This window comes from Paraburkholderia sp. RL18-085-BIA-A, assembly GCF_046027075.1.
Classification (GTDB): domain Bacteria; phylum Pseudomonadota; class Gammaproteobacteria; order Burkholderiales; family Burkholderiaceae; genus Paraburkholderia.
Window position 1 is genome coordinate 25544 of record NZ_JARESU010000013.1, and the last position, 24545, is coordinate 50088.

Genomic DNA, 24545 nt, shown 5'->3' on the forward strand with positions numbered 1-24545 from the left:
CCTGGTTTCGCTCGCTGCGCGTGACTCAAGCGCGACGCGGGCAGTTCACGTTGCTGCGGCTCTTGTCGTCCCAACCGGCCGGCAGCGCATCCCGGGTTCCAGGCTGGCGTGCGAAAAGCGTAATGGTATGGCAAAGCGCGTCATCGCGTTGTCCAAGGCCGAGATTGCTTCGGCTAGCGAACCGTCGTGTCGCCGAACCAGGTTTCGACGCGGCCGTATAGATCGAGAAAGCGCGCGTAACGTGCGGCAAGCGCCGTATCGTCTCGCGGACCCGCGACGCGCGTCGCGCCCGGCGCGAGCGCGGCGAGCTCATTGGCGTGCCAATGACCGCTGGCAAGGCCGCCGAGAATGGCCGCGCCACGCGGCGCGGCATTGGGACAATCGACCGCATGCAGTTCGACGTTCAGAGCATCGGCGAGCAACTGACGCCAGCGCGCGTCGACGGAGCCGCCGCCTGCAAGCTTCAATGTCGTCACCGTTGCGCCGCTCGCGCGAATCGCATCGAGCCCCGCGCGCAGTGAAAACGCGACGCCTTCGAACGCGGCGCGCATCATCGCGCCGCGTGTGTGATCGAGCGCAAGGCCGAGCCAGCCGCCACGCGCCTGCGGGTTGAGCCACGGCGTGCGCTCGCCTGTGAGGTACGGCAGGAAGGTCAAGGCAGAAGCAGAGTTGACGTTCGTGATTGAGTCAGCCTCATCGCCGAACGCATCGCGATAGGCATCCGCCCATTCATACGCCAGCCAGCCACGCACCCGTTCCAGCGCGATGCCGACGTTCTGCATCGCCGCCATCCGATACCAGTGATCGCTCGCCGCCCGATAGCGATGCAAGCCCTTCGCCGCAGCGGGCGCCTGCGATGCAAGTACGACGATCTGTCCGCCGGTGCCGGTGGTGAGCAACGCGTCGCCGTCGTGCGCGAGTCCGCTGCCGAGCGCCGCGCACGGCGTATCGGCGGCGCCGGTCGCGAGCACGGTCCCGGCGCGCAGGCCAAGCGCATGCGCCGCACTCTCCGACAGCACGCCCCCCGCCGCATACGATGGCGCCAGCGGTGCGAACCATTCACGCGGAATCTGCAGGCGTTCGAGCAGCGCCGTGTCCCACACGCCGGCGGGGTCGGCGAGCGCGGTCGCGCAGGCGTCGGACGGATCGGTCGCCACCGCGCCGCCGAGCGCGACGCGTAGCCAGTCCTTCGGTTGCAGCGCCCAGCGCGTGCGGCGCGCGATCTGCGGCTCATGCAGCACGATCCAGCGCAGCAACGGACCGGCCATGCCGGGCGCGACCGGATTCGGCTGCGGCTCGGGCCACGCATCGAGCAGATCCAGCGCGCGCGTGTCGGGCCACAGCATCGCGGGACGCAACGCTTCGCCCGCCGCGTCGATCAACACGACGCCGTGCATCTGGCCGGAGAAGCCGATCGCCTGCACGTCGCGGCGTAATTCGCCGGGCAAGCGCGCCATCGCTTCGCAGAGCGCGCGCCACCATGTCTGCACGGATGTCTCCGCCCAGCCCGCGTGCGGCGTGTCGAGCGCATAAGCGACGCTCGACACCGCCTGCTCGCAGCCGTGTGCGTCGACGATTGCCACTTTCAGGGAGCCGGTGCCGAGGTCGATGCCGAGAAAACTCATGGGCGATGGGTCGTCAAAAGGATGGGGAAAATGATGTGCATCGGGCGCGAGGAACGCGTGCGTGAAGCGAGGGTGAAGCACGCATCAATCACCTGGCGAGCACTTGGCGACCGCGCGCAGAGTACGCGAAAAACGCGCGAAAAAACCTTGGGCAGATTACCTCACAAAGCGTGTCCGTCGTCGCCGCCTCGCAGCTTCGGACACGCGCCCGCCAACACGCCGAAAATCCCGAATCGCGGGTTAACCCCGCCGTCGCGCGAGCCGCATGAAAACAGGACTATGCGCGAGCCGCGATACACCTCATTGATTCTCACATATATCCCCGCGCGCCGGGCACGCGCGGCGAGCGGCCTCGCATCGCCCCTGCAAAGGGCTGACCGCCGATCGCCCCCGCGCGCGCCTTTAAATCAGCTTTCAAATGACGCCCTCGCATATCGTCACCGGGAATGCCGGAATAGGCCCCAGTGGTCTTGTTGCACCTTTTCGTCCCCGATACCTTGGAGCCATCCCAAAACCAGATGGTGGAGACAGACGATATGCAAGCGAACACGGTTCACCCGTGCGACGAGCGACTGCCCGCGGGCCAATTGCTCACCCTCGGCATTCAGCACGTTCTGGTGATGTACGCCGGCGCCGTCGCGGTGCCGCTGATCATCGGCGCGGCGCTCAAGTTGCCGAAGGATCAGATCGCGTTCCTGATCAGCGCCGATCTGTTTTCGTGCGGCATCGCCACGCTGATCCAGACGCTCGGTCTGTGGATCTTCGGCATCCGTCTGCCGGTCATCATGGGCTGCACGTTCGCGGCCGTCGGTCCGATGGTCGCGATCGGCACCAATCCTTCGCTCGGCATCCTCGACATCTTCGGTTCGACGATCGCGGCCGGCGTGGTCGGCATCCTGCTCGCGCCCGCGGTCGGCAAGCTGTTGCGCTTCTTCCCGCCGGTGGTGATCGGCGTCGTGATCTCGGTGATCGGCTTGTCGCTGATGGAAGTCGGCATCAACTGGGCGGCCGGCGGCGTGGGCAATCCCGACTACGGCAATCCGGTCTATCTCGGCCTGTCGCTGCTCGTGCTGATGCTGATCCTGCTGATCAACAAGTTCGCCAAGGGCTTTCTCGCGAACATCTCGGTGCTGCTCGGCATCGTCGCGGGCTTCGTGATCGCGCTGGCGCTCGGCCGCGTCAATATTGAAGGCGTCACGCTCGCGCCGTGGGTCGGCTTCGTGATGCCGTTCCACTTCGGCATGCCGCACTTCGATCCGCTGTCGATCGCAACGATGGTCACCGTAATGTTCGTCACCTTCATCGAATCGACCGGCATGTTCCTCGCGGTCGGCGACATGGTCGATCGTCCGGTCGATCAGAAGACGCTGGTGCGCGGCCTGCGCGTCGACGGTCTAGGTACGCTGATCGGCGGCATCTTCAACTCGTTTCCGCATACCTCGTTTTCGCAGAACGTCGGGCTGATCGGGGTAACCGGCGTGAAGAGCCGCTTTGTCTGCGCGATGGGCGGCGTGATCCTGGTGTTGCTGGGCCTGTTCCCGAAGATGGCGCAGGTGGTCGCGTCGGTGCCGGCGTTCGTGCTCGGCGGCGCGGGCATCGTGATGTTCGGCATGGTCGCGGCGAACGGCATCAAGGTGCTGTCGAAAGTCGACTTCGTGAAGAACCACCACAACCTGTTCATCGTCGCGGTGAGTATCGGGCTGGGTCTGGTGCCGGTGGTGTCGCCGCACTTCTTTTCGAAGCTGCCGCCCGCGCTGTCGCCGCTGCTGCATAGCGGGATTCTGCTGGCGTCGGTGTCGGCGGTGGTGCTGAACCTGATCTTCAACGGTGTGAAGAGCGAGAAGAAGGCGAAGTGCGACATTCGCCGCGCGGGCCATGACTTCGACGGACGGGGCGGCGCCGAACTGCAAGGCGACGAGATGCTGCGCACGGTGGACTTGCACTGAGTATCACCGGCGCTGACTGGCGCGGTGAGGGTCGCGGCCGCGAAGACCGCGGAAACGAAAACGCCACGGCGAATTTGCCGTGGCGTTTTCTTTTGTCCAACTGCGGTGAGGCGGCGCCCTGAATCAGCAACGGTCTCACCCAAGCGCCGGCGCGAAGCTCAACCCGCGTTCGGCGCCGAAGCCGCCACCGGCGCACTCGCCGCACCGTAGTCGACCGGCGCGTCGGCCGGACGCGGCTGCTCGCCGGTATGCTCGATCCAGCCGCCGCCAAGCGCCTGATACAGCGTCACCAGGTTCTGCAGACGTTCCATGCGCGCGGTAACGAGCGACTGCTGCGCCAGGTACAGCGCCGTCTGCGCTGTCAGCACTGCCAGATAGCTGTCGACACCGTTCGAATACCGCAGGTTCGACAGATCCAGCCGGCGTTGTTCGGCAAAAGTGTCGCGCTCCAGCGCCTCGATCTGCTGGTCGTACGTGCCGCGTGCCGCCAGTCCGTCCGCCACTTCGCGGAAGGCAGTCTGGATCGCCTTCTCATACGTGGCGATCTGGACGTTCTTCTGGATGTTGGCGAGATTCAGGTTGGCGGTGTTCTGCCCGCCCTCGAAGATCGGCAGCGTGATCGACGGCGCGAAGCTCCACGCTGCCGAACCCGGCTTGAACAGACCGCCGAGCGTCGGGCTCAGCGTGCCGAAACTGCCGGTCAGCGAAACCTGCGGGAAGAACGCCGCACGCGCCGCGCCGATGTTCGCGTTGGCCGCGAGCAGATTCTCTTCCGCCTCCATGATGTCCGGACGACGCGTCAGCAGATCGGAGGGCAACCCAGCCGGAATATCCGTCAGGAGATTCTGGCTGTCCAACGTCAGGCCCGGTGGCAGATCGGCGGGCATCGGCTCGCCGAGCAGCAGCACCAACGCGTTTTCAGCCTGCGCCCGCAGACGTTCCTGCGCCTGCATGTTCGCCTTCGCCACCTCGACCACCGTTTGCGCCTGGCGCAGATCGAGCTCCGAACCCGTACCGGTGTCGAACTGAACCTTGTTGATCCGATACGATTCGTCCGCGGTCTTCAAGGTGTTCTGCGTGACCTTCAGCAGATCGTCCAGTTCGAGCACCGTCAGGTACTGGTTCGCCACCTGCGAGACCAGCGCGATTTCCGCCGCCTTGCGCGCCTGGGCCGTGCCAAGGTAGGTCGCCAACGCCTGATCCTTCAGGCTTTGAATCCGCCCGAAGAAGTCGATTTCCCACGACGCGTTCAGACCGACCGAATACGTGTCGGTAATCGTCTGGTTAAAGAACGACAGGTCGAGCGGCGTGCGCTGCTTGGTTTGCGAAGCGGCTGCGTTGAGCGTCGGGAAAAGGCCGGCGCGAACGATCCGGTACTGCGCCTGCGACGCCTGCATGTTCAGCACCGACACGCGCAGATCGCGGTTGTTCTTCAGCGCGATCTCGATCAACCGCTGCATGCGCGGATCGACGAAGAACTCGCGCCAGCCGATGTCGGCGGCAGCCTGACCGTTGGCGCTACGCGCGCCGGCGTTCGGCTGGGTCGCGCCCGGCTGCGTGTCGTACACGCCGCCGCTCGGGAAGGTCGCCGTCACGGGCTCAGCCGGGCGCTCGTACTTCGGCGCCATCGTGCAACCCGCGGCGAGCAACGCGACCGCCACTGCAATCAGAGAATGTTTTTGCATCTCAATGTCCGTCCTTGCCCGAGCCTTCATCAGCCGACCCGCCCGCCGAACCGCCGCCTTGCGGATCATGCGGATGGTGCTGGTTGTAGTGTGCGAGCGCCTCATCCGGGTCCTCCTTCTCACCGCCGAACTTCGCGCGGATCACGACGAAGAACATCGGGATCATGAAAATGGCGAGGAAGGTCGCCGTCAACATCCCGCCGATCACGCCGGTACCGATCGCGTGCTGGCTCGCCGAGCCGGCGCCGTTACTGATCGCGAGCGGCATCACGCCGAGAATGAACGCGAGCGAGGTCATCAGGATTGGACGCAACCGCAGACGCGCTGCTTCCAGCGCGGCCTCGATCGGCCCCATGCCTTCACCCTGCTGCAGTTCGCGGGCGAATTCCACGATCAGAATCGCGTTCTTCGCCGACAAGCCGACCGTGGTCAACAGACCCACCTGGAAGAACACGTCGTTCTCGAGCCCGCGCAGCGTTGCGGCCAGCAGTGCGCCGATCACGCCGAGCGGCACCACCATGATCACCGAGAACGGGATCGACCAGCTTTCATACAGCGCCGCGAGACACAGGAACACGACGAGGATCGAGATGCCATACAGAATCGGCGCCTGCGAACCGGACTGGCGTTCCTGCAACGACAGGCCCGTCCATTCGTAGCCGACGCCCGCCGGCAGCTTCGCGACGAGTGCTTCCATCGCCGTCATCGCCTGACCGGTCGACTTGCCCGGTGCGGCCGCGCCCTGGATTTCCACCGACGAGATACCGTTGTAGCGCTCCAGCTTCGGCGAACCGAACGTCCACTCGGTGCTCGCGAAGGCCGAGAACGGCACCATCGTGCCCGCGCTGTTGCGCACGAACCAGACGTTCACGTCTTCCGGTTTCATCCGGAAAGGCGCGTCGCCCTGCAGGTACACCTTCTTGATCCGGCCGTCGGTATCGAGGAAGTTGTTCACGTACTGCGACGCCCATGCGATCGAGAACGTCTGGTCGATCGTGGACAGCGAAACGCCGAGCGCGGAAGCCTTCTCGTGGTCGATGGTCACCTTGAACTGCGGTGTATCGTTCAGGCCGTTCGGACGCACCTGGGCCAGCGTCGGATCTTTTGCGGCGAGACCCAGCAGCATGTTGCGCGCTTCCATCAGTTTCGCGTGGCCGATGCCCGCGCGATCCTGCAACTGGAAGTCGAAGCCCGCGGCCGTGCCGAGTTCAGGAATCGACGGCGGATTGACCGGGTACACCGTTGCGTTCTTGTAGGTGCTGAAGTGCATGAACAAACGCCCCACCAGCGCTTGCACCTTCTGGTCCGAGTGCTGACGCTGTGCGTAGTCCTTCATCCGCACGAATACGAGACCCGCGTTCTGGCCACGGCCCGCGAAGCTGAAGCCGTTCACCGTGAAGGTCGATTCGACGATGGACTTCTCGGTGGTGAGCAGATAGTCGGACACGTCCTTCAGCGCGCGCGCGGTGGTTTCCTGGGTGGAACCCGAAGGCGTTTGCACCAGCACGAACATCGTGCCCTGGTCTTCGTCAGGCAGGAACGACTTCGGCAATTTGACGAACAGCAGGCCGACCGCGAAGATCACCACCATGTAGATGATCAGCCAGCGGCCCGAGCGCTTGATCACGTGGTGCACGCCCGAGTGATACTTGTCGCGGCTCTTGTTGAACGTGCGGTTGAACCAGCCGAAGAAGCCGGTGGTCGTTTCGTGGTGACCCTTCTCGATCGGCTTGAGGATCGTCGCGCACAGCGCCGGCGTCAGAATCAACGCGACCAGCACGGACAGCACCATCGCCGCCACGATCGTCAGTGAGAACTGCCGGTAAATAGCGCCGACCGAACCGCCCGAGAACGCCACCGGCACGAACACCGCCGACAGCACGAGCGCCACGCCGACCAGCGCGCCGGTGATCTGGTCCATCGCTTTGCGGGTTGCATCGCGAGGCGATAAACCCTCCTCCTGCATCACCCGTTCGACGTTTTCCACCACCACGATCGCGTCGTCCACCAGCAAGCCGATCGCCAGCACGAGCCCGAACATCGACAGCGTGTTGATCGAGAAGCCCACGATACCCATGACCGCGAAGGTGCCCAGCAGCACCACCGGCACGGCGATCGTCGGGATCAGCGTGGCGCGCAGGTTCTGCAGGAACAGGTACATGACCAGGAACACCAGCACGATACCTTCGAGCAGCGTCTTGACCACTTCCTCGATCGACAGGCGCACGAACGGCGTGGTGTCGTACGGGTACTGCACGACGAGGCCGTGCGGGAAGTACTTCGACAGTTCGGCGACCTTCGCGCGCACCGCCTTCGCAGTGGCCAGCGCGTTCGCGCCGGTGGCGAGCTGGATGCCGAAGCCGGCCGTCGGCTGCCCGTTGTACTTGGTGTCGAAGTTGTAGTTTTCGCCGCCCAGCTCGATGTGCGAGACATCGCGCAGACGAACTTGCGAGCCGTCCTGATTCACCTTCAACAGGATATTGCCGAACTGTTCAGGCGTGTTCAGCAGCGTGGCCTGCGTGATGGTGGCCTGCAGCACCTGGCCCGGCACCGACGGAGTGCCGCCGAGCGAGCCGCCCGCGACCTGCACGTTCTGCGCCTGCAGCGCGGTTTCCACGTCGAGCGGCGTCAGGCCGAAGTTGTTCAGCTTGTTGGCGTCGAGCCAGATGCGCATCGCGTACTGCGAGCCGAACAGCGTCACCGTGCCCACGCCGTCGATACGGCTGACCGGATCCTGAATGTTCGACGCGACGTAGTTCGCCAGGTCGTACTTGCTCATGCTGCCGTCTTCGGACACGAACGCCATCACCAGCAGGAAGCTGCTGCTCGACTTCGTGACCTTGGTGCCCAACTGCTGCACGGCTTGCGGCAGGAGCGGCGTGGCGAGCTGCAGCTTGTTCTGCACCTGCACCTGCGCGATGTCGGGGTTGGTGCCGGCAGCGAACGTCAGCGTGATGGTTGCCGTACCCGAATCGTCCGACGTCGACGCCAGATACAGCAAGTGGTCGAGACCACTCATCTGCTGCTCGATCACCTGCGTGACGGTGTTTTCCACCGTCTTCGCCGATGCGCCCGGGTACGTTGCGCTGATCTGCACGGCCGGCGGCGCGATGGTCGGGTATTGCGCGATCGGCAACGTGAAGACCGACGCGATACCCGCGAGCATCAGAATGATGGCGATCACCCATGCAAAAATCGGGCGATCGATAAAGAACTTTGCCATGAGGCGGGCTCCCTGTTATTACGCGCCCGATGCAGCGGAGGCGGGTTGGGCCGTCTGTGCGCTGCTTGCGGCCGGCGCGCCTTGAGCGGCTGCGCCGGAAGCGGGCGTGGCGGGAAGTTGCGCGGCAACTGGCTTGACCTGCTGGCCGGGGCGGGCCTTGTCGGTGCCCTGGACGATCACGCGGTCGCCGGGATTCAGGCCGCTTGCGACCACCCAGTTCGAACCGTACGTCCCCGCGGTGACGATCTGACGCAATTCGACCTTGTTGTCGGCGCCGACGACCAGCGTGGTCGGCTGACCCTTCTGGTCGTGCGTGATGCCGATTTGCGGCACGACGAGCGCGTTCTGGTTCACGCCTTCCTCGATCTTCGCGCGCACGAACATGCCCGGCAGCAGCACCTTGTCCGCGTTCTTGAAGATCGCGCGAACCGTGACCGAGCCGGTGCTCTGGTCGACCGTGACGTCGGTGAATTGCAGCTTGCCCTTTTCCGGATAGACCCGGCCGTCTTCGAGAATCAGCGACACTTGCGCCGCGCCCGGGCCGGTTGTCTTGAGGCGCCCTTCCTGGATGTCGCGACGCAGCTTCAGACCGTCGAGGCTCGATTGCGTCAGGTCCACGTAAACCGGATCGAGTTGCTGGACCGTGGCGAGCAGCGTCGCGGCGCTCGCCTGGACGAAGGCGCCCGGCGTGACTTGCGACACGCCGATCTGGCCGGTCACCGGCGAGGTCACGTCGGTATAGCCGAGGTTGATCTGCGCGGTGTCGACGGCTGCCTTGCCGGCGGCGACGTCGGCCGCGGCCTGCCCTTCTGCGGCGACCGCGTTGTCGTAGTCCTGCTTGCTGACCGCGTTCGCGGCGACCAGCACCTTGAAGCGGGCGGCCTGCGCGGTGGTCGACACGAAGTTGGCCTGGGCCTTCGCAAGCGTCGCCTTCGCGTTGTTCAACGTCGCGATGTACGGCGCCGGGTCGATCTTGTACAGACGCTGGCCCGCGGTCACCTGACTGCCTTCCGTGAACTCGCGGCGCAGCACGATGCCGTCGACCCGTGCGCGCACTTGCGCGACGAGGAAGGCGCTGGTGCGGCCGGGCAGTTCGGTGACGACCGGCACGGTCGTCGGCTGGACGGTGACGATGCCGACTTCGGGTGCCTGTGGCGGCGGGGCAGATTGTTTTGGTCCGCACGCTGCCAGCAATATGGCAGCCGTCGCGGCACTAATTAAGCGGAATGGAACCCGTTCGACGCGCATGGAGCGACCTCTGTCAAAGACTGAGAATGAAAAAGTGCGCGCACCCCTACCCCGGGGACGACAGCGCACACATGCGTCTTCCGACGCTTGACCGGAAGCCCGTGGATGCACATTGCACCTGCAGGGGCATCGTGATGCGAATGCGCCATACCGGGGGAATGCCGCACGGCGCCGCCCTGTTCGGGCAACGCGCAAGAGCGTTTTGGAAGGCAACAGTGACGGATATTAACCGGTCGTCACGGCTTGGGCTATCCGATCGTGGGGTGCTATTATATATACATTCACGAATGCATGTAAAAGTGCATTTGCTTCTCTTGCTGGGCGGGGCCCCGCAAGATTGATCCCTAAAGGGGTTAGAAGCAGTTAGATTGTCACCGGGCCGGTTTAAAAACGCTCGGGAAAACCCCATCATCAGGGCAGGTCATACCAATATGGTCAGAAGAACCAAAGAAGAGGCGTTGGAGACGCGCACAAGCATTCTCGATGCGGCCGAACGCGTGTTCTTCGAAAAGGGCGTGTCGCGCACCTCGCTCGCCGATATCGCACACGCCGCCGGCGTCACGCGCGGGGCAATCTACTGGCACTTCGCCCACAAAAGCGACCTCTTCACGGAAATGTTCGACCGCGTGCTGCTGCCGCTGGACGAACTCAAGGCCGCGTCGCTGGACCCCAACGAGCCCGATCCGCTAAAACGCCTGATTGAAATCTGCGTGGTCTGCCTGCGCGACACCGCCAATGACCCGCGCCGCCGACGCGTGTTCGACATCCTGTTTCTGAAATGCGAGCTGGTCGAGGAAATGGGCCCGGTGATGGAACGTTATCAGACCAATATGCGCGAGGGACTGACGAAAATCGAAGGCGCTCTGCACAACGCGATCTCCAAGGGACAAATGCCCACGGATCTCGACACGAAACTGGCTGCGGCGATGGTGCATGCGTTTGTCAGCGGCTCGCTGCGCGACATGCTGTTTTTGCCCGACGCGACGGATTTCGGCGCGCATGCGCAACAGCTGGTCGAAGGGGTGTTCGATGCGCTGCGATTGAGTCCGGCACTGCGCAAGCGGAAGGTGTAGCGGGTAAGTGGGCCGGTGGCGCGGCTATCGGGTGATCTGGCCAATGCAAAAAAACGGGCGGGTGAATAACCCGCCCGTTTTCGTCTGTGCACGGCAGTCTCGGGTGTCTTGTGGCGGCTTTATCGTGCGAGCCGACACGGCCGCTCATTGCAGCGGTTACTCAACGTGTCCCGCGCCGAGCACTCGCGTCAGGCAATGGCCCGGTGCGCCCGCGCCGCCTGATTCGACGCATAAATGTTGCTGCGCGCGAGCGGCGCCCCGCTCGTCACTGCCGCGAGCCACTCGTCCGTGCTCGCCACCGCCGCGAAGCGCGATTGCAGCACCACGCTGAATACCCGGTGGATCTCCTCTGCGCTGGCAAAGCCCGCGCTGTTCTCGTAGGGCACCGAGCCCGTCGCGTCGTGCAGAAATTCCACCGCCAGCCCCGCGTGAACCGCGTGATTGATGGTCGACGCGTCGCAGTTGTGCGTCATGTAGCCGGTCACCGTCAGCGTGTCGATTTGCTGCGCGGAGACCCAGTCGGCCAGATCGGTTCCGGTGAACGCGCTCGGCAGGGATTTCTCCACGTAGTGATCGTGCGCGCGCGAGCCCACCACCGGATGCAGTTCCGCCGCTACGCTGTCGCGTGCGAACAGCGGCGAGCTGGCCGGCGCGAAATTCTGCACGACCACCACCGGGATGCCGGCGCCTCGCGCCGCATCCATCGCGCGGCCGATGTTGGCGAGCGAAGTCTGGACGTCGGGAAATTCGATCGGCAGATCGCCGGTCACGTATTCGTTCTGCACGTCGATGACGATCAGCGCACGGCGCGGCGTGGTCATGGCAAAGCTCCTGTCGGGTGAAGGGATGAGGGTTCGCGCTGCGCGGCCCCGCGTGGTGTGGTGTGTCGATGTGCGCGGCGGCACAGCGGCGCGATGACAGCATTGTTCGCCGGTAGCGGCTTTCCCGACAGCGACCCGAATGACAAGATTCGCTAGAATCGGGCCATCCTTTTTCGTTTCGCGAGGTGTTCGATGGCGACTCCCGCTGCCTCTGGCTCGACGCGCGACGCCGCGGCCCGCCACGTCGTCGCCGTGATCGCGTTCGACCGCATCAGTCCGTTCCACCTGTCGGTGCCGTGCGTGGTGTTCGGCGAGGACCGCAGCGGCGGCGGCGTGCCGGATTTCGACTTCCGCGTCTGTGCCGCCGAAACGGGCCCGCTGAGCACCACCGCAGGCTTTTCGATCGACGTCACGCACGGACTCGATGCGCTCGCCGACGCACACACGATCATCGTGCCGAGCTGGCGCGACCCCGGCGAGACGCCGTCCGCCCCGCTGCTCGATGCGTTGCGCAGCGCCCACGCGCGCGGTGCGCAACTGGTCGGGCTGTGCCTGGGCGCGTTCGTGCTGGCTGCGGCCGGCATCCTCGACGATCGTCCGGCCTCGACCCACTGGGCTTGGGCCGACGATTTCGCGCGACGCTATCCGCGCGTGCGGCTCGACCCCGACGTGCTGTATGTCGACGACGGCAACGTGATGACCTCGGCTGGCACCGCGGCCGGCCTCGACTGCTGCCTGCACGTGCTGCGCAGAATTTGCGGCACGCAGGTGGCGAATTACGTCGCGCGGCGGCTGGTGGTGCCGCCACACCGGCAGGGCAATCAGGCGCAATTCGTCGAGCAGCCGATGCCGCCGAACCTGCGCGGCGACCGGCTGTCGGGCCTGCTCGATTGGGTCAGCAGCAATCTGGACGTGCCGCATACGCTCGACACGCTCGCCGGACGCGCGTTGATGAGCCGCCGCACCTTCACGCGCCGCTTCCGGCTCGCCACCGGCGCCACGGTCGGCGCGTGGCTGCTCGCGCAGCGGCTCGCGCGCGCGCAACAGTTGCTGGAGAGCAGCGACGAGTCCGTGGAAGCGATTGCGACGATCGCGGGCTTCGGCTCGGCCGCGTCGCTGCGCCAGCATTTCGCGGACGCGTTTCGCACGTCGCCATCCGCCTGGCGACGGGAGTTTCGCGGGGTGTGAGCGCGGCGGGGAATGCGTCGGACGGTTGAAGATGAACGCATTCAATGCGCCAAAGCTGGAAACAGTACGCGCCCTGGGAGACGAAAACGGCTATCGCGGCGGCGGAATGCGTGCGACGCTGAGGGTGTCCGCCTTCCATTCGTGAAGCGGCGGAACAGCGAACGCGTGGAGAACGACAACGGCAATAGCGGCAGCCGAACGCGCCCAGCAGGCGGGGTGTAATCAACAGCGTTTCGTAGTGTCCTACCGGGATTTCGTAGTCGCGCCGACGCACAGCAGCGCGACCCGTCACCGTCGCGGGCCAATCGCACCGTCAATGCTCGCTAATCCAGCGCGCGACATACAACAGTAGCGCGACCACAAAAATCATCGCGGCCCAAGCCCAGTTGGGGACCACGTGCGGCCCCGATTCCCGATGCGAAACGCCATGCGACAAACCATGCGACGCACTCGCCGCTCGCGTTGTCAGCGTGCTGCCGTGATCCATGCGCGCGCGCCGCGCGATGCCGCCCAGCGTGATCGGCCGCAGAAACACGTGCTGCCGCCGCACCGCCGAACCGCGCGCGCGGTTCGGGCCTTGCCCATGCTTGGCCCGCACAACCGCGTCGAATTCGGCGAAAAAATCATCGGCCAGCTGACGCAGCGCGTTTTCGAGCTGGCGCGTCGGCAGTTCGGCGAGGGGCCCCGACGAGGTCGCCCAGATCGCGTAGTCAATCCGCGTGCTGCGCTCCTTGCCCACGCCATGCGCGTTCTCTTCCCCGCGCACGCGTATTTCGATCTGTCCGCGCAATGCGCCGATGCCGCCGGCTCGCGCCTTGAAGTTGATGGTGCGGCGCTGCGCATCCGCCGGCCCGGAATCCTGGCCGGCCACGTGCGCGCGCGCTTCGTAACGCGCGCGCAACGGGCCGAGCGGCACGGTCATGACCAGCGCATATTCGCCATGCGCGAGGCGCGTGAACGACTCGCAGTTGTCGAGGCTGGCACGCAACAGCGCGAGATCTTGCAGTGCTTCCCAAACGTCGGACGGCGCAAGCGGAATCCGTAACGCGTCGTTCAGTTCCATGGCAGCCTCTCCGATGAACGCGCGACAGCGGGATCAGGATGTCTGATCGATGCGGTCGACGCGCGATGCGTAAAACGCGAGATAGCCTTTGATCTGCATGACCGGCTCGAGCGGCGCCTCATAGCTCCACACGGCGTTTTCGATCACGCCGTCTTCGGTGCGCAGATGGAAGTACGAGGCTGCGCCCTTGAACGGACAGTGCGAAGTATGCGTGGAACGTTCGAGCCGGGCCATGTTGACGTGTTCGCGCGGGAAGTAGAACACGTCCGGCAGACCGGTCTCGGTAAGCGTCAGCGCCGCCTGCGTATCGGCCATGGTCACGCCACCGTGGATCACGCGCACCCGGTGATGATTGCCGCTAATCGTGATGGTATGGCCGCCCGTGCTCGCGCCGGGGCTTCCGTGAGGTGTCAACGCATCGCTCATGTCTCGGCTCCGTGATGGTGTGCGGTCGGTGTGCGGTCGTACAAACAGCAAAGCCACGGGCATGCCCGTGGCTTCATTATCGGCCAAACTCAAGCTGATTGCGCGGCCTTCGTCCGACGGACCTGAACCGGTCGCATCAGCGGCCATGAAGCCGAAGCCGCTTACTTCATGCTCCAGTAAAAAGCGGATCTGGCGGTGCCCTTGGCCGGAACCGTCACCGCTTTGGTCTGCTCCTGATCCTTGTACTGCGCGTGCACGGTGTAGCGGCCCGGGCGCACCTTGACCAGCATGTAGGGGCCGCGCGACGTGGTGTTCAGCACTTCGCTGTTGTGCGCGTCGACCACCCGCACGCGGACGTCGGCGAGGAACTCGGAACTGGGGCCCGTAAAGCGCAGCGACAGCGGCCACTGACTTTGCGCGCTTTGCAACGCCTTCGATTCATCGAGGCCGACGCCGCCCGATACGAACGACACGTCGCCCTGCTGCTGGATTTGCGGCAGGCCGCCGCCGTTGACGTTGCCCGCGCTGGTGTCGTCGGTGGTCGTGCCGCCGGTCACATCGCTTGCCTGCTGCGCATATACGCCGCCCGCCAGACCGAGCGTGAGCGCTGCGCACACCGCAGCGGCTACGATCCTTCGCTGATTGCGTTGGGTTTTCATCGGTTCGCTCCTTGTTAAGGTCTTGTCGCCCGGTGTCCCGCGAAGGGTCCGGAACAAACGAGACGCAACCTGCGTGCCAACAGGCGCAGGGCGCGTGGATACGCCCGCAATGTGCTACTTGAGCGCGGAGCGCCATGTCGCGCACTTTTGGGACTGGCGAAAAAAACCGGTCCGTTGCAGTAAATGCAGGGACCGGCAAACGTTACCTATATTGATAAGCGGTTCGAGTGAGACGTCGGGCAAACTGCCATCGTGCTGCTCGCGCGTCCCGCCCAGAAGAACCTATCAGCCGAGATCGACCGGCACGAAGATCTGTGCGTTGTCGCGCTGAATCAGCAACGCGATGCTGTTGCCGGCTCCAGCGATCATCTGCTTCAACTGATCGACGCTCGTGACGGGCCGGCCGTTGACCGCGAGGATCACGTCGCCCGGCTGGATGCCGGCGCTTTCCGCCGCGCCGCCCGACTGCTGCACCAGCAGACCATGCGACACCGACGCACCGCTCTTCTCTTCCGGCGTTAGCGGCCGCACCGCGACGCCGAGCCGGCCTTGCAGTTGGGTCGGCTGATCGGCCTTGTTCGACGCGACCTTCGCGTCCGACAACGAGCCGATGGTGACCTTCAGCTCCTTGGCGGCCTTGTCGCGCCACACCTGCACGGTGGCCGAACTGCCCGGTGCGATACCCGCGATCTGCGCCGGCAGATCCGCCGAGTCGTTGACCGGCTCGCCGTTCACCGACAGGATCACGTCGCCCGGCTGCAGACCCGCCTTGGCGGCCGGGCCGGCCGGATCGACCGAACTGACCAGCGCGCCTTGCGGCTTCTGCATGCCGAACGAGTTAGCCAGAGTCTGATTCATACCCTGCACCGCGACACCCAAACGACCGCGGCTCACATGGCCGGTCTTGACGATGTCGTCCTTGACCTTGATCGCTTCATTGATCGGGATCGCGAACGACAGGCCCTGGAAGCCGCCGGTCTGCGAATAGATCATCGAGTTGATGCCGATCACCTCGCCTTGCAGATTGAAGAGTGGGCCGCCCGAGTTGCCGGGGTTCACCGGCACGTCGGTCTGGATGAACGGCGTGTAGTTTTCGTTCGGCAGCGAGCGCGACTTCGCGCTGATGATGCCCGAGGTCACGGTGTTGTCGAAGCCGTAAGGCGAACCGATCGCGACCACCCACTGCCCGACCTTGCTTTGACGGGGATCGCCGATCTTCACGGTCGGCAGGTTGCTCGCGTCGATCTTCAGCACGGCGACATCGGACTGCTTGTCGGCGCCGACCACCTTCGCCTTGAACTCACGCTTGTCGGTGAGCTTCACGGTGACGACGTTCGCGCCGTCCACCACGTGCGCATTGGTCAGGATGTAGCCGTCATTGCTGACGATGAATCCTGAGCCCAGGCTCGCGCTCGGCTGATCCGGCGCATCGCCGCCGTCGCCGCCGCCTTGCATGCCCGGCATGCCGCCGAAGAAATGTTTGTAGAACTGATAAAACGGATCGCTCGGATCGATCGGCAACTGACCGCCGCCGAAGTTGCCGCCATCGCCGCCGTTAGCACCGTTACCGCGCAGCGCAGCCTGCTTGACCACATGCTTCGCGCTGATATTGACGACGGCCGGGCCGTAGGTTTCGACCAGACCCGAGAAATCGGGGATGCCGGTTTTGGCGGCGGCTTCGGCGGGCATCATCGCGGCTTGCGCCGGAGAGATCACCTGCGGTGCGGGCACGTCGCGATGGCCCGCCACATAGCCGGCGGAAAGCGCAACGGCGACAGCCGCTGCAACAGCGCTGCGGGACAAGGTTTTCGCGTTCATCGTGTACTCCTGACTGGAGAAAGAGACTTTGGTTGGATGTCGGGGAGCGTACGTGGCATCGCTTAAAAGAGTCTTAAGCAGCGCCAGATCGCTAACGCCCTATTCCTGAGGCGTATTCAGGCCTCGTTCAAAGCTCTTTGCGAACGGAAATGCTGATAGTCAGAATCGCACCGTGACCTGCAAACCGCCCGTCGGCGATTCGTCGAGCGACACGGTCGCGTGGTGCTGCATCACGATGCGGCGCACGATCGCGAGACCTAGCCCGCTGCCCGCCACGTCGGTGCGCGCGCGATTCGCGCTGGCGCCGGCGCGGTAGAAGCGATCGAACACGCGATCGCGCTCGGCCGGGTCGATCCCTGGTCCGCTGTCGGCGATCCGCACCACCGGATGCCCGTCTTCGACACGCAGGCTGACGTCGACCCGGCCACCGCGCGGCGTGTATTTGGTGGCATTGTCGACGAGATTGTTGAGCATCACGCGCAACGCGTCGGCATCGCCGATCACGGTAGCCGCCTCGCTCGCTTCGACGCCGAGATCGACGCCGCGATCGAGCGCGAGCGGCGCATAAGCCGCCACGCACTCGTGCAGCAACGCGCACAGATCGACGGCGTCGGTGCCGGCGACGCCGTCCGGTTCGGAACGCGCGAGCGCCAGCAATTGCTCGGCGAGGCGCGTGGCGCGCGTGACGCCCGCTTGCAGATCCGCCAGCGCTTCATTGCGCGCGGTTTCGTCTTTCGCGCGCCCGACCAGTTGCGCCTGAATCTGCACGGCGGCAAGCGGCGTGCGCAATTCGTGCGCGGCATCGGCGACAAATGCTTTCTGGATATCGAGCGCGGTGGCGAGCCGCTCGAGTAGCCCGTTCAAGGCTCGCACGAGCGGCTGCACTTCAAGCGGCAGACGCCGATCCGGCAACGGATCAAGCGCCTCGGGATGACGCGTGTCGAGCGCGCTGGTCACGCGCCGCAACGGCCTCAGCCCGCGTCCGACGATCACCCACACCGCCACGCCCAGCAGCGGCAGCAGCACGATCAACGGCCACAAGGTGCGCAGCGCGACGTTCGCGGCGAGCCGGTTGCGCACGGACAGCGGCTGCGCCAGCTGCACGACGTTGTCGCCGACGATCGCGCCATACACGCGCCAGTCGCCACGATCCGTGTGTTCGGTCGAGAAGCCGAGTTCGGCGCGCGGCGCGAGCGGAGCACGCGGACGCGAGTAGTACATCAGCACGCCGTTGCGGTTCCATATCTGCAGCACGATGCCTTCGTCGCCGGTGTCGCGCGAACCGAGCACCTGCGAGAACGGTTCGGCCGGCAACGCCGCGGCGATCTGCTCCAACTGGTAATCGAACAGTTCGTTGGCTTCCGCAAGCGCCTGCCGATAGATCAGCCAACCCGCAATGCCGACGCCGAGCAGCACCAGCGCCAGCAGCCAGACCAGCAATTGACGGCGAATCGAACGCATCGACTCAGGCGTCCTTCGCGATCATGTAGCCAAGACCGCGCACATTGCGGATCAGGTCCGCGCCGAGCTTCTTGCGCAGCGCGTGAATGTAGACCTCGACGGTGTTGCTGCCGATCTCCTCGCCCCAGCCGTACATTTTCTCTTCGAGCTGGCTCTTCGACAGCACCGCGCCCGGCCGCGCGATCAGCGCTTCGAGCAGAGCAAATTCACGCGCCGACAACGCGACCGGCGCGCCGTCGAGCGTGACCTGATGCGAAGCGGGGTCGAGTGTCAACGTGCCGTGGCGGATCGTCGAATCGCTGCGGCCGGATTGTCGCCGGATCAGTGCGCGCATGCGCGCGCCGAGTTCGTCGAGATCGAAAGGTTTGACAAGGTAATCGTCAGCGCCGGCGTCGAGGCCTTTGACGCGCTCGGCCACCGCGTCGCGCGCGGTGACGATCAGCACAGGCAGCGCGTGTCCGCGCGCGCGCAGCGTGCGCAGCACGTCCAGACCGTCGCGCTTGGGCAGGCCGAGGTCGAGTAGCACCAGATCGTAAGGTTGCCCCGCCGCCGCATTGAGCGCCGCTTCGCCGTCTTCCACCCAGTCGACCGCGAAGCCTTCGCCGCGCAGCGCCTTGCGCACGCCTTCGGCGATCATCCGGTCATCTTCGACTAGCAAGATGCGCATGGTTATACGTTCCGAAACGTTTGATTGATGCCGCATTCTAGCGCCCGACCAGGCGTGCGCGGCGTGTGGCGCTTTTTTCACCGCAGCCTGGCGGCATGTCACTACAATGGGCGCTTTGCGTCGCGGGGTGATGATTCGCCCCGTGCGCGCCGCCCGCGCATGCGCAAACGCGTCAACTGGCCGCAGCGTTTGCGAGAGTGGGCGATGCCGCTTGCGCAACACGCAGTCAACCAGTTTGACGCAACACCCATGCACGGATGCCACCCGAATTGCCGCGTGCCCTACACCCTGAAATTTTGCCTTTTCACCTGTTCATGACGCACGCTTTCCTGTCCTCTGTCGCACGCCGCGTGGCGCTGCGGCCGCGCCGTTCCGCCGTTTCCGTCTCTGCTGCCGCTTTCGTGTCCACTTCCGCGTCGGCCGCTTGCGCCTCTGCCGCCCGCGTGCGTCGTCGGCTCGCGCCCCGCGCGGCGGCATGGCTCGTCGTCTGCGCCGCGCTCGGTGCGGGCGCGGCGCTGCCGCTCGCCGCACACGCGCGCGTCAAGGCGACGCATCCGAGCGTCAACGTCACCACGGTGCTGCCGCAATCGGTGATGGTCGGCTTGCAGCGCGCGCGCGTGCCGTTGTCGTCGATCAGCGTGGTGGTGGAAAAAATCGGCGACCGCACGCCGCTCCTCGCGCTGAACGCCGGCAAGCCGATGATGCCCGCGTCGACGATGAAACTGGTCACCACCTACGCCGGCCTGTCGATCCTCGGCCCCGACTATCGCTGGCGCACGAGCGCCTATGCGGACGGCACGCTCGACGGCAACGGCGTGCTGCACGGCAACCTCTATATTCAAGGCACCGGCGACCCGAAGCTCGTGCCGGAAGAATTGATCGACCTCGTGCAGAAGATCCATAAGGCGGGCATCAACGGGATCGACGGTGCACTGGTGCTCGACAAGCGCTACTTCGATCCGTCGACGCGCGATCTGCCGCCGTTCGATGACGACGCCACCGCGCCATACAACGTCGGCCCCGATCCACTTTTGTACGCGTTCAAATCGCTGTCGTTCACGGTGACGCCGTCGCCCGACGGCAGGGTCGCGATCGACGTGCTGCCGGCGCTCGCGCAATTGCAGATCGACAATCAGATGCGCGCGGTCAACGGTCCGTGCCGCGGCGACTCGGCCTCGGTGTCGCCCACCGTCACGCCGGAGCCCAACGGCACGGTCGTGGCCTCGTTCACGGGCGACTACTCGGTGCGCTGCGACCCGCGCACGGTCAACGTCGCGGTGCTCGATCACTCGGCGTTTTTCGAGGGCGGCTTCCTCGCGCTGTGGCAGCAAACCGGCGGCACCTTCCACGGCGCGACCCGCGAAGGCGCGGTGCCGGCCGGCGCCAAACTGGTCGCCACGCATCAGGGGCCGGTGCTGTCCGACATCGTTCGCGACATCAACAAGTTCAGCAACAACACGATGGCGCGCAACCTGTTCCTGACGATCGGCGCCACCGAAGAAAGGCCGCCCGCGACGGCCGCCAAATCGGCGCGCGCGATCGAGGAATTTCTGCGCCGCGACAGCATCAACATGCAATACCTGACGCTCGAGAACGGCTCGGGCCTGTCGCGCGACGAGCACGTCACCGCGCTTGCGCTCGCCGATCTGCTGCAACGGGCCAACGCGAGCCCGGTCGCGCAGGTGTTCGTGGAGTCGCTGCCGATCGCGGGCGTCGACGGCACGATGCGCAACCGCCTGGCCAACCAGGGCGCGGGCGGCAACGCGCACATCAAGACCGGCACCTTGCGCGACGTGCGCGCGATCGCAGGCTATGTCGCGTCGGCGGACGGCAACAGCTACGTGGTCGTCAGCCTGATCAACGATCCGCATTCGGAGGCCGCGCGCGCCGCGCACGACGCGTTGCTCGAATGGGTGTATCAGGGACCGTCCCAGGGCTTCACGAAGGTCGCGGACCGCATCGAAGAACCGCGCGCCAAGCCCAGGAAAAACCCGCACAAACGCGGGGCCCACTGAGTATTCCTTCTAGCGAAGCCGCGCGCGGCAAGGCCCTAAGCGTGTACGCTGTCGGGCAGTGTTTGATGCGCGCGCAGCGCCATGCGCGTCGCACAAGCCACGCGCCGAGACGACGCCGGCTCACTCGAACGATAACGACACCACCCGCGGCGAACCACGCAGCGGCCAGGGACCACGGAGGAAGACACCATGCAATTCGATGCTGAATTGCTGCTGCTCGCCATGGCGCCAGTCTTTCTCGCATGCATCGGCTGGGAGGCGTGGCACCTGCGGCGCACGCGAGCGGGCGAGCCGATCTATAGCTGGCGCGACACGTTCTGCAACGCCGCGCTCGCGCTGATGCAACAAGCCGCCGACAAGCTCGCGTGGCTCGCGATCATTCCCGTCTACGCGTTTTTCTACCAGCACTACCGCATCCATACGCGGCCGGCGAGCTGGGTGTCGTTCGTCGTGCTGTTCATCGCGCAGGACCTGCTCTACTACGTGTTTCATCGTTGCAGCCATCGCGTGCACTGGCTGTGGGCCGCGCATGTCGTGCATCACTCGTCGGAACGCATGAATTTCTCGACCGCGCTGCGCCAGAGCCTGATGTATCCGATTGCCGGCATGTGGTTGTTCTGGATTCCGCTCGCCGTGCTCGGCTTCCCGCCGAAGCAGATTGTCGCGATCGTGCTGATCAATCTCGGCTTCCAGTTCTTCGTGCACACCCAGGCAATCGGCAAGCTCGGCTGGCTCGAATACGTGTTCAATACGCCGTCGATCCATCGCGTGCATCACGCGCGCAACGACCGCTACATCGACCGCAACTACGCGGGCGTGCTGGTGATCTGGGACCGCCTGTTCGGCAGCCATGTCGACGAGGATCCGCATGACGCGCCGGTCTACGGCATCGTCGAGCCGCTGCACACCTACAACCCGCTGAAGGCGACGTTTCACGAATGGGCGTCGATGGCCACCGACTTCGCGAACATGCGCGGCGGGCGCGACAAGTGGCGCGCATTGTTTGCGCCGCCCGCGTGGGCCGCGGACTATCATGCGCGCCGCGCTGCCGGCTCTGCCGTCGCGGATGCGCCGTCATGCGAACAGTTGATGAGTGAGCGGGTGACCGGGCAATCGACCGTGAATGCGAACCATACGGCCGCGTTTCAAACGCCGCGCAGGCCGTAGACGATTCTGTAAGCTGTCGCCACGCCGCCGACGCGGCGGGCGCTGCCTGCAACACATGGCACAAAGGCCACATAAACGAGGAGATGTAGTCAATATGAAGCAAACAGCATCGAGGAAGCGTCAATTCATTCGCGTCACGCAGATCGCGCTGGCTAGCGCTGCGTTCGCCCTGCTCGCGGCTTGCGGCGGCGGCAGCGATGACAACAACAACAATGCGAGCAGTACGCCTGCGGGTGGCGTCAAGTTGCAGGTGGTGTCGTTCGGCGACAGCCTGTCGGATGTCGGCACCTATGCGCCGGTGATTCAGGCGAGCTTCGGCGGCGGCCGCTTCACGACCAACCCGGGTGAGGTGTGGACGCAGAAGGTTGCCGAGTACTACGGCGGCACGTTGACGCCGGCGTACCTCGGCGGCTTCGGCCAGCCGCTGGTCGCAGCAGGCGGCTACGGTTATGCGCAGGGCGGCTCGGACGTCGTCAACGATCAAGGCCAGGGTTGGGCGCCGAACAACATGGCGGCTACGACAGTGCCGGTCGTGAAACAGGTGGCGAACTACCTGAGCGCACATACGAGCTTCAACTCGAACCAGCTCGTGCTGGTGAACGGCGGCGCGAACGACATCTTCCAGTTCGCGGGGACCACCGCCAATCTGACGGCGCTCGGCGCCGCGCTGCAGACGCAATACCCGCTGCTCGTGCAGACCGGCAAATTGCCGAACTCGCAGGCAGGCCAGGTCGCGTTCATCGTCGGCTACCTGCAGGGCCTGCCCAACCCGCAGATCGCGCAGGCCGCCACCCAGCTCGCCGCGCAAGTCCAGAACATTGTCAACTCCGGTGCGACCCACGTGGTGGTGTCGAATGTGCCTGACATCGGCAATACGCCGCTTGGCGTCGCAGCCAACGTGACTACGCCTGGCTCGGCTGCACTGCTGACGGGGATCAGCGCGGCATTTAACTATCTGCTGGTCCAGAACCTGACCGCCCTCGGCCTGGTGGGTACGGGAAAGGTGATCGTGGTCGATACGTTCACGTGGCTGGATCAGCAGTTGCCGAACTACAAGGCGCTGGGCTTCACGGTGTCCAACACCGGCACGGCGTGTAACCTGACGTCGATGGAGAACAACGCAACCGCTTACGCCAAGGCCAATCCGAGCGCGACGAACGGGCTGACCCCGGAGCAGTACGGCACCCAGTTCGGCTCTTCGCTGTTCTGCTCGCCGCAGACCTACACGGTGGCGGGCGCTGACCAGACCTACATGTTCGCGGACACGGTCCACCCGACCACGCACTTGTACGCCTTGTTCGCGCAAAACGTCCAGCAGCAGATCGCGGCGACGGGGCTGGGGAAGTAAGTTGAGGATTGCCGCATAGCGGCGAAAGGATGGGAGCGGTGCTAACCAGGCCGCCCCTATCCTTTCGCTTCGAACGCAGCCGCGGCCCGACCGAGTCGGTCATTCACCGCGATCCATTCGATCGTATCGGGCAGCTTCTCGATCAGAATCCGCGACACGTTCGCGCGATCCAGCGCGCGAAGCAAGCCGTACAACTCACGCGCGTACACCTGCGGATCTTCAGGCGCGGCGATGAAATGCACGCCTTCGGCATCGGTCCATTGCCCGGCACGCGAAACCCTTGCAACCAAAGCCACCCGCTCGCCCACTTCACGCGCGGCGAGCAAAGGCTCGAGCGCACCGAACGGCAACAACGCCAGCGGCGTGCGCGGCGCGTAGTGCGCCTTGAGTGTCCCGGAAGCCCGCGGCGCAGTCGCATCGGATCCGTCCGGCAAACGCGGCGCTTCGCCGAGTACATCGGCGATATCCTGCGGTGTCACGCGACCAGGCCGCAACAGCGCCGGAAACCCGCGCGACAGATCCACGATGGTCGATTCGATTCCGACATCCGAGGCGCCACCATCGAGCACGTGAATCGCGTTGCCGAATTCGTCGCGCACGTGTTGCGCCGTGGTCGGGCTCACGCGCCCGAAGCGATTCGCCGACGGCGCAGCCACGCCGCCATGTCCGCCCCGCAATGCGCTGAACGCTTCGAGCAACGCCTGCGCGACCGGATGCGACGGGCAGCGTAGTCCCACCGAATCCTGCCCGCCGCTGACCGCCGCCGGAATCCGCGCGGCACGTTTCAGGATCAGCGTGAGCGGCCCTGGCCAGAACGCGTCGATCAGACGCTGCGCGTCCGCCGGCAACTGCTCTACCCAGTAGTTCGGATCGCCTTGCGGCGCCAGATGCACGATGACCGGATGATTCGCCGGCCTGCCCTTCGCGGCGTAGATGCGCGCGACCGCGTCGGGACTCTCGGCGTCGCCGCCGAGGCCATACACCGTCTCCGTGGGAAACGCGACCAGACCGCCCGCGTCGAGCAATGCCGCCGCGTGTTCGATCTGCGCGGCGCTCACCGGCAATGCGCTCGCGGCGCCTTCAGCGGGGTTCTGTCGATCCGGCATGGCGCT

Annotated in this window: 18 protein-coding genes; 6 read left to right on the forward strand and 12 right to left on the reverse strand. The window is 65.2% G+C overall.

Annotated elements, in window-relative coordinates; all coding sequences use genetic code 11:
- Positions 1-173: 173 nt before the first annotated feature.
- Entirely contained in the window at positions 174-1625 is a 1452-nt protein-coding gene (locus P0D89_RS11850) for a xylulokinase (protein WP_408376619.1), read from the reverse strand.
- Positions 1626-2161: 536 nt separating this feature from the next.
- On the opposite strand from P0D89_RS11850, the gene P0D89_RS11855 reads away from it, so the two are divergent.
- Positions 2162-3571, forward strand: a complete 1410-nt coding sequence (locus P0D89_RS11855; protein ID WP_408356128.1) for a nucleobase:cation symporter-2 family protein — start codon at positions 2162-2164, stop codon at positions 3569-3571.
- 158 nt (positions 3572-3729) lie between these two features.
- On the opposite strand, the gene P0D89_RS11860 is transcribed toward P0D89_RS11855, so the two are convergent.
- The 3 genes from P0D89_RS11860 to P0D89_RS11870 are packed head-to-tail and all read right to left on the reverse strand — an operon-like array spanning position 3730 to position 9727.
- A complete protein-coding gene (locus P0D89_RS11860) occupies positions 3730-5256 on the reverse strand; it encodes an efflux transporter outer membrane subunit (protein WP_408356126.1) in 1527 nt (508 codons plus the stop codon).
- A gap of 1 nt (position 5257) precedes the next feature.
- Complete coding sequence (locus tag P0D89_RS11865) at positions 5258-8479, reverse strand: efflux RND transporter permease subunit (RefSeq protein ID WP_408356124.1); 3222 nt, start codon at positions 8477-8479, stop codon at positions 5258-5260.
- A gap of 18 nt (positions 8480-8497) precedes the next feature.
- Positions 8498-9727, reverse strand: coding sequence for an efflux RND transporter periplasmic adaptor subunit (locus tag P0D89_RS11870; RefSeq protein ID WP_408356122.1), 1230 nt, complete (start codon positions 9725-9727; stop codon positions 8498-8500).
- A gap of 431 nt (positions 9728-10158) precedes the next feature.
- Between P0D89_RS11870 and P0D89_RS11875 the strand changes: the two genes are divergently transcribed.
- Positions 10159-10800 carry a TetR family transcriptional regulator gene (locus P0D89_RS11875; RefSeq protein ID WP_408356184.1) on the forward strand — a complete coding sequence of 214 codons (642 nt, stop codon included), beginning with the start codon at positions 10159-10161 and terminating at the stop codon, positions 10798-10800.
- A gap of 188 nt (positions 10801-10988) precedes the next feature.
- Here P0D89_RS11875 and P0D89_RS11880 read toward each other — a convergent pair whose 3' ends face one another.
- On the reverse strand, positions 10989-11621 hold the full coding sequence (locus P0D89_RS11880) for a cysteine hydrolase family protein (protein WP_408356120.1): 633 nt from the start codon (positions 11619-11621) through the stop codon (positions 10989-10991).
- A gap of 192 nt (positions 11622-11813) precedes the next feature.
- On the opposite strand from P0D89_RS11880, the gene P0D89_RS11885 reads away from it, so the two are divergent.
- Entirely contained in the window at positions 11814-12809 is a 996-nt protein-coding gene (locus tag P0D89_RS11885; protein WP_408356118.1) for a helix-turn-helix domain-containing protein, read from the forward strand.
- 313 nt (positions 12810-13122) lie between these two features.
- Here P0D89_RS11885 and P0D89_RS11890 read toward each other — a convergent pair whose 3' ends face one another.
- The 6 genes from P0D89_RS11890 to P0D89_RS11915 all read right to left on the reverse strand — a co-directional run bounded on the left by P0D89_RS11890 (position 13123) and on the right by P0D89_RS11915 (position 18903).
- Positions 13123-13872, reverse strand: a complete 750-nt coding sequence (locus P0D89_RS11890) for an SRPBCC family protein (RefSeq protein ID WP_408356116.1) — start codon at positions 13870-13872, stop codon at positions 13123-13125.
- A gap of 33 nt (positions 13873-13905) precedes the next feature.
- Positions 13906-14298 carry a DUF427 domain-containing protein gene (locus P0D89_RS11895; RefSeq protein ID WP_408356114.1) on the reverse strand — a complete coding sequence of 131 codons (393 nt, stop codon included), beginning with the start codon at positions 14296-14298 and terminating at the stop codon, positions 13906-13908.
- Positions 14299-14459: 161 nt separating this feature from the next.
- Positions 14460-14957, reverse strand: a complete 498-nt coding sequence (locus P0D89_RS11900; RefSeq protein WP_408356112.1) for a carboxypeptidase-like regulatory domain-containing protein — start codon at positions 14955-14957, stop codon at positions 14460-14462.
- Positions 14958-15242: 285 nt separating this feature from the next.
- Entirely contained in the window at positions 15243-16775 is a 1533-nt protein-coding gene (locus tag P0D89_RS11905) for a DegQ family serine endoprotease (RefSeq protein ID WP_408376620.1), read from the reverse strand.
- 159 nt (positions 16776-16934) lie between these two features.
- On the reverse strand, positions 16935-18236 hold the full coding sequence (locus P0D89_RS11910) for an ATP-binding protein (protein ID WP_408356108.1): 1302 nt from the start codon (positions 18234-18236) through the stop codon (positions 16935-16937).
- 4 nt (positions 18237-18240) lie between these two features.
- Positions 18241-18903: a response regulator gene (locus P0D89_RS11915; RefSeq protein ID WP_149671932.1), complete on the reverse strand. Its 663-nt coding sequence runs from the start codon at positions 18901-18903 to the stop codon at positions 18241-18243.
- A gap of 314 nt (positions 18904-19217) precedes the next feature.
- Here P0D89_RS11915 and dacB point away from each other — a divergent pair, with 314 nt between their 5' ends.
- The 3 genes from dacB to P0D89_RS11930 all read left to right on the forward strand — a co-directional run bounded on the left by dacB (position 19218) and on the right by P0D89_RS11930 (position 23433).
- Positions 19218-20918 carry a D-alanyl-D-alanine carboxypeptidase/D-alanyl-D-alanine endopeptidase gene (gene dacB / locus P0D89_RS11920; RefSeq protein WP_408356105.1) on the forward strand — a complete coding sequence of 567 codons (1701 nt, stop codon included), beginning with the start codon at positions 19218-19220 and terminating at the stop codon, positions 20916-20918.
- Positions 20919-21107: 189 nt separating this feature from the next.
- Positions 21108-22085 (forward strand): sterol desaturase family protein, encoded by a 978-nt coding sequence (locus tag P0D89_RS11925; protein WP_408356103.1) that lies wholly within the window; start codon positions 21108-21110, stop codon positions 22083-22085.
- A 94-nt stretch (positions 22086-22179) separates the two neighbouring features.
- Positions 22180-23433, forward strand: coding sequence for an SGNH/GDSL hydrolase family protein (locus tag P0D89_RS11930; protein WP_408356101.1), 1254 nt, complete (start codon positions 22180-22182; stop codon positions 23431-23433).
- A 56-nt stretch (positions 23434-23489) separates the two neighbouring features.
- On the opposite strand, the gene P0D89_RS11935 is transcribed toward P0D89_RS11930, so the two are convergent.
- Positions 23490-24539 (reverse strand): L-threonylcarbamoyladenylate synthase, encoded by a 1050-nt coding sequence (locus P0D89_RS11935; protein WP_408356099.1) that lies wholly within the window; start codon positions 24537-24539, stop codon positions 23490-23492.
- Between the last annotated feature and the right edge of the window lie 6 nt (positions 24540-24545).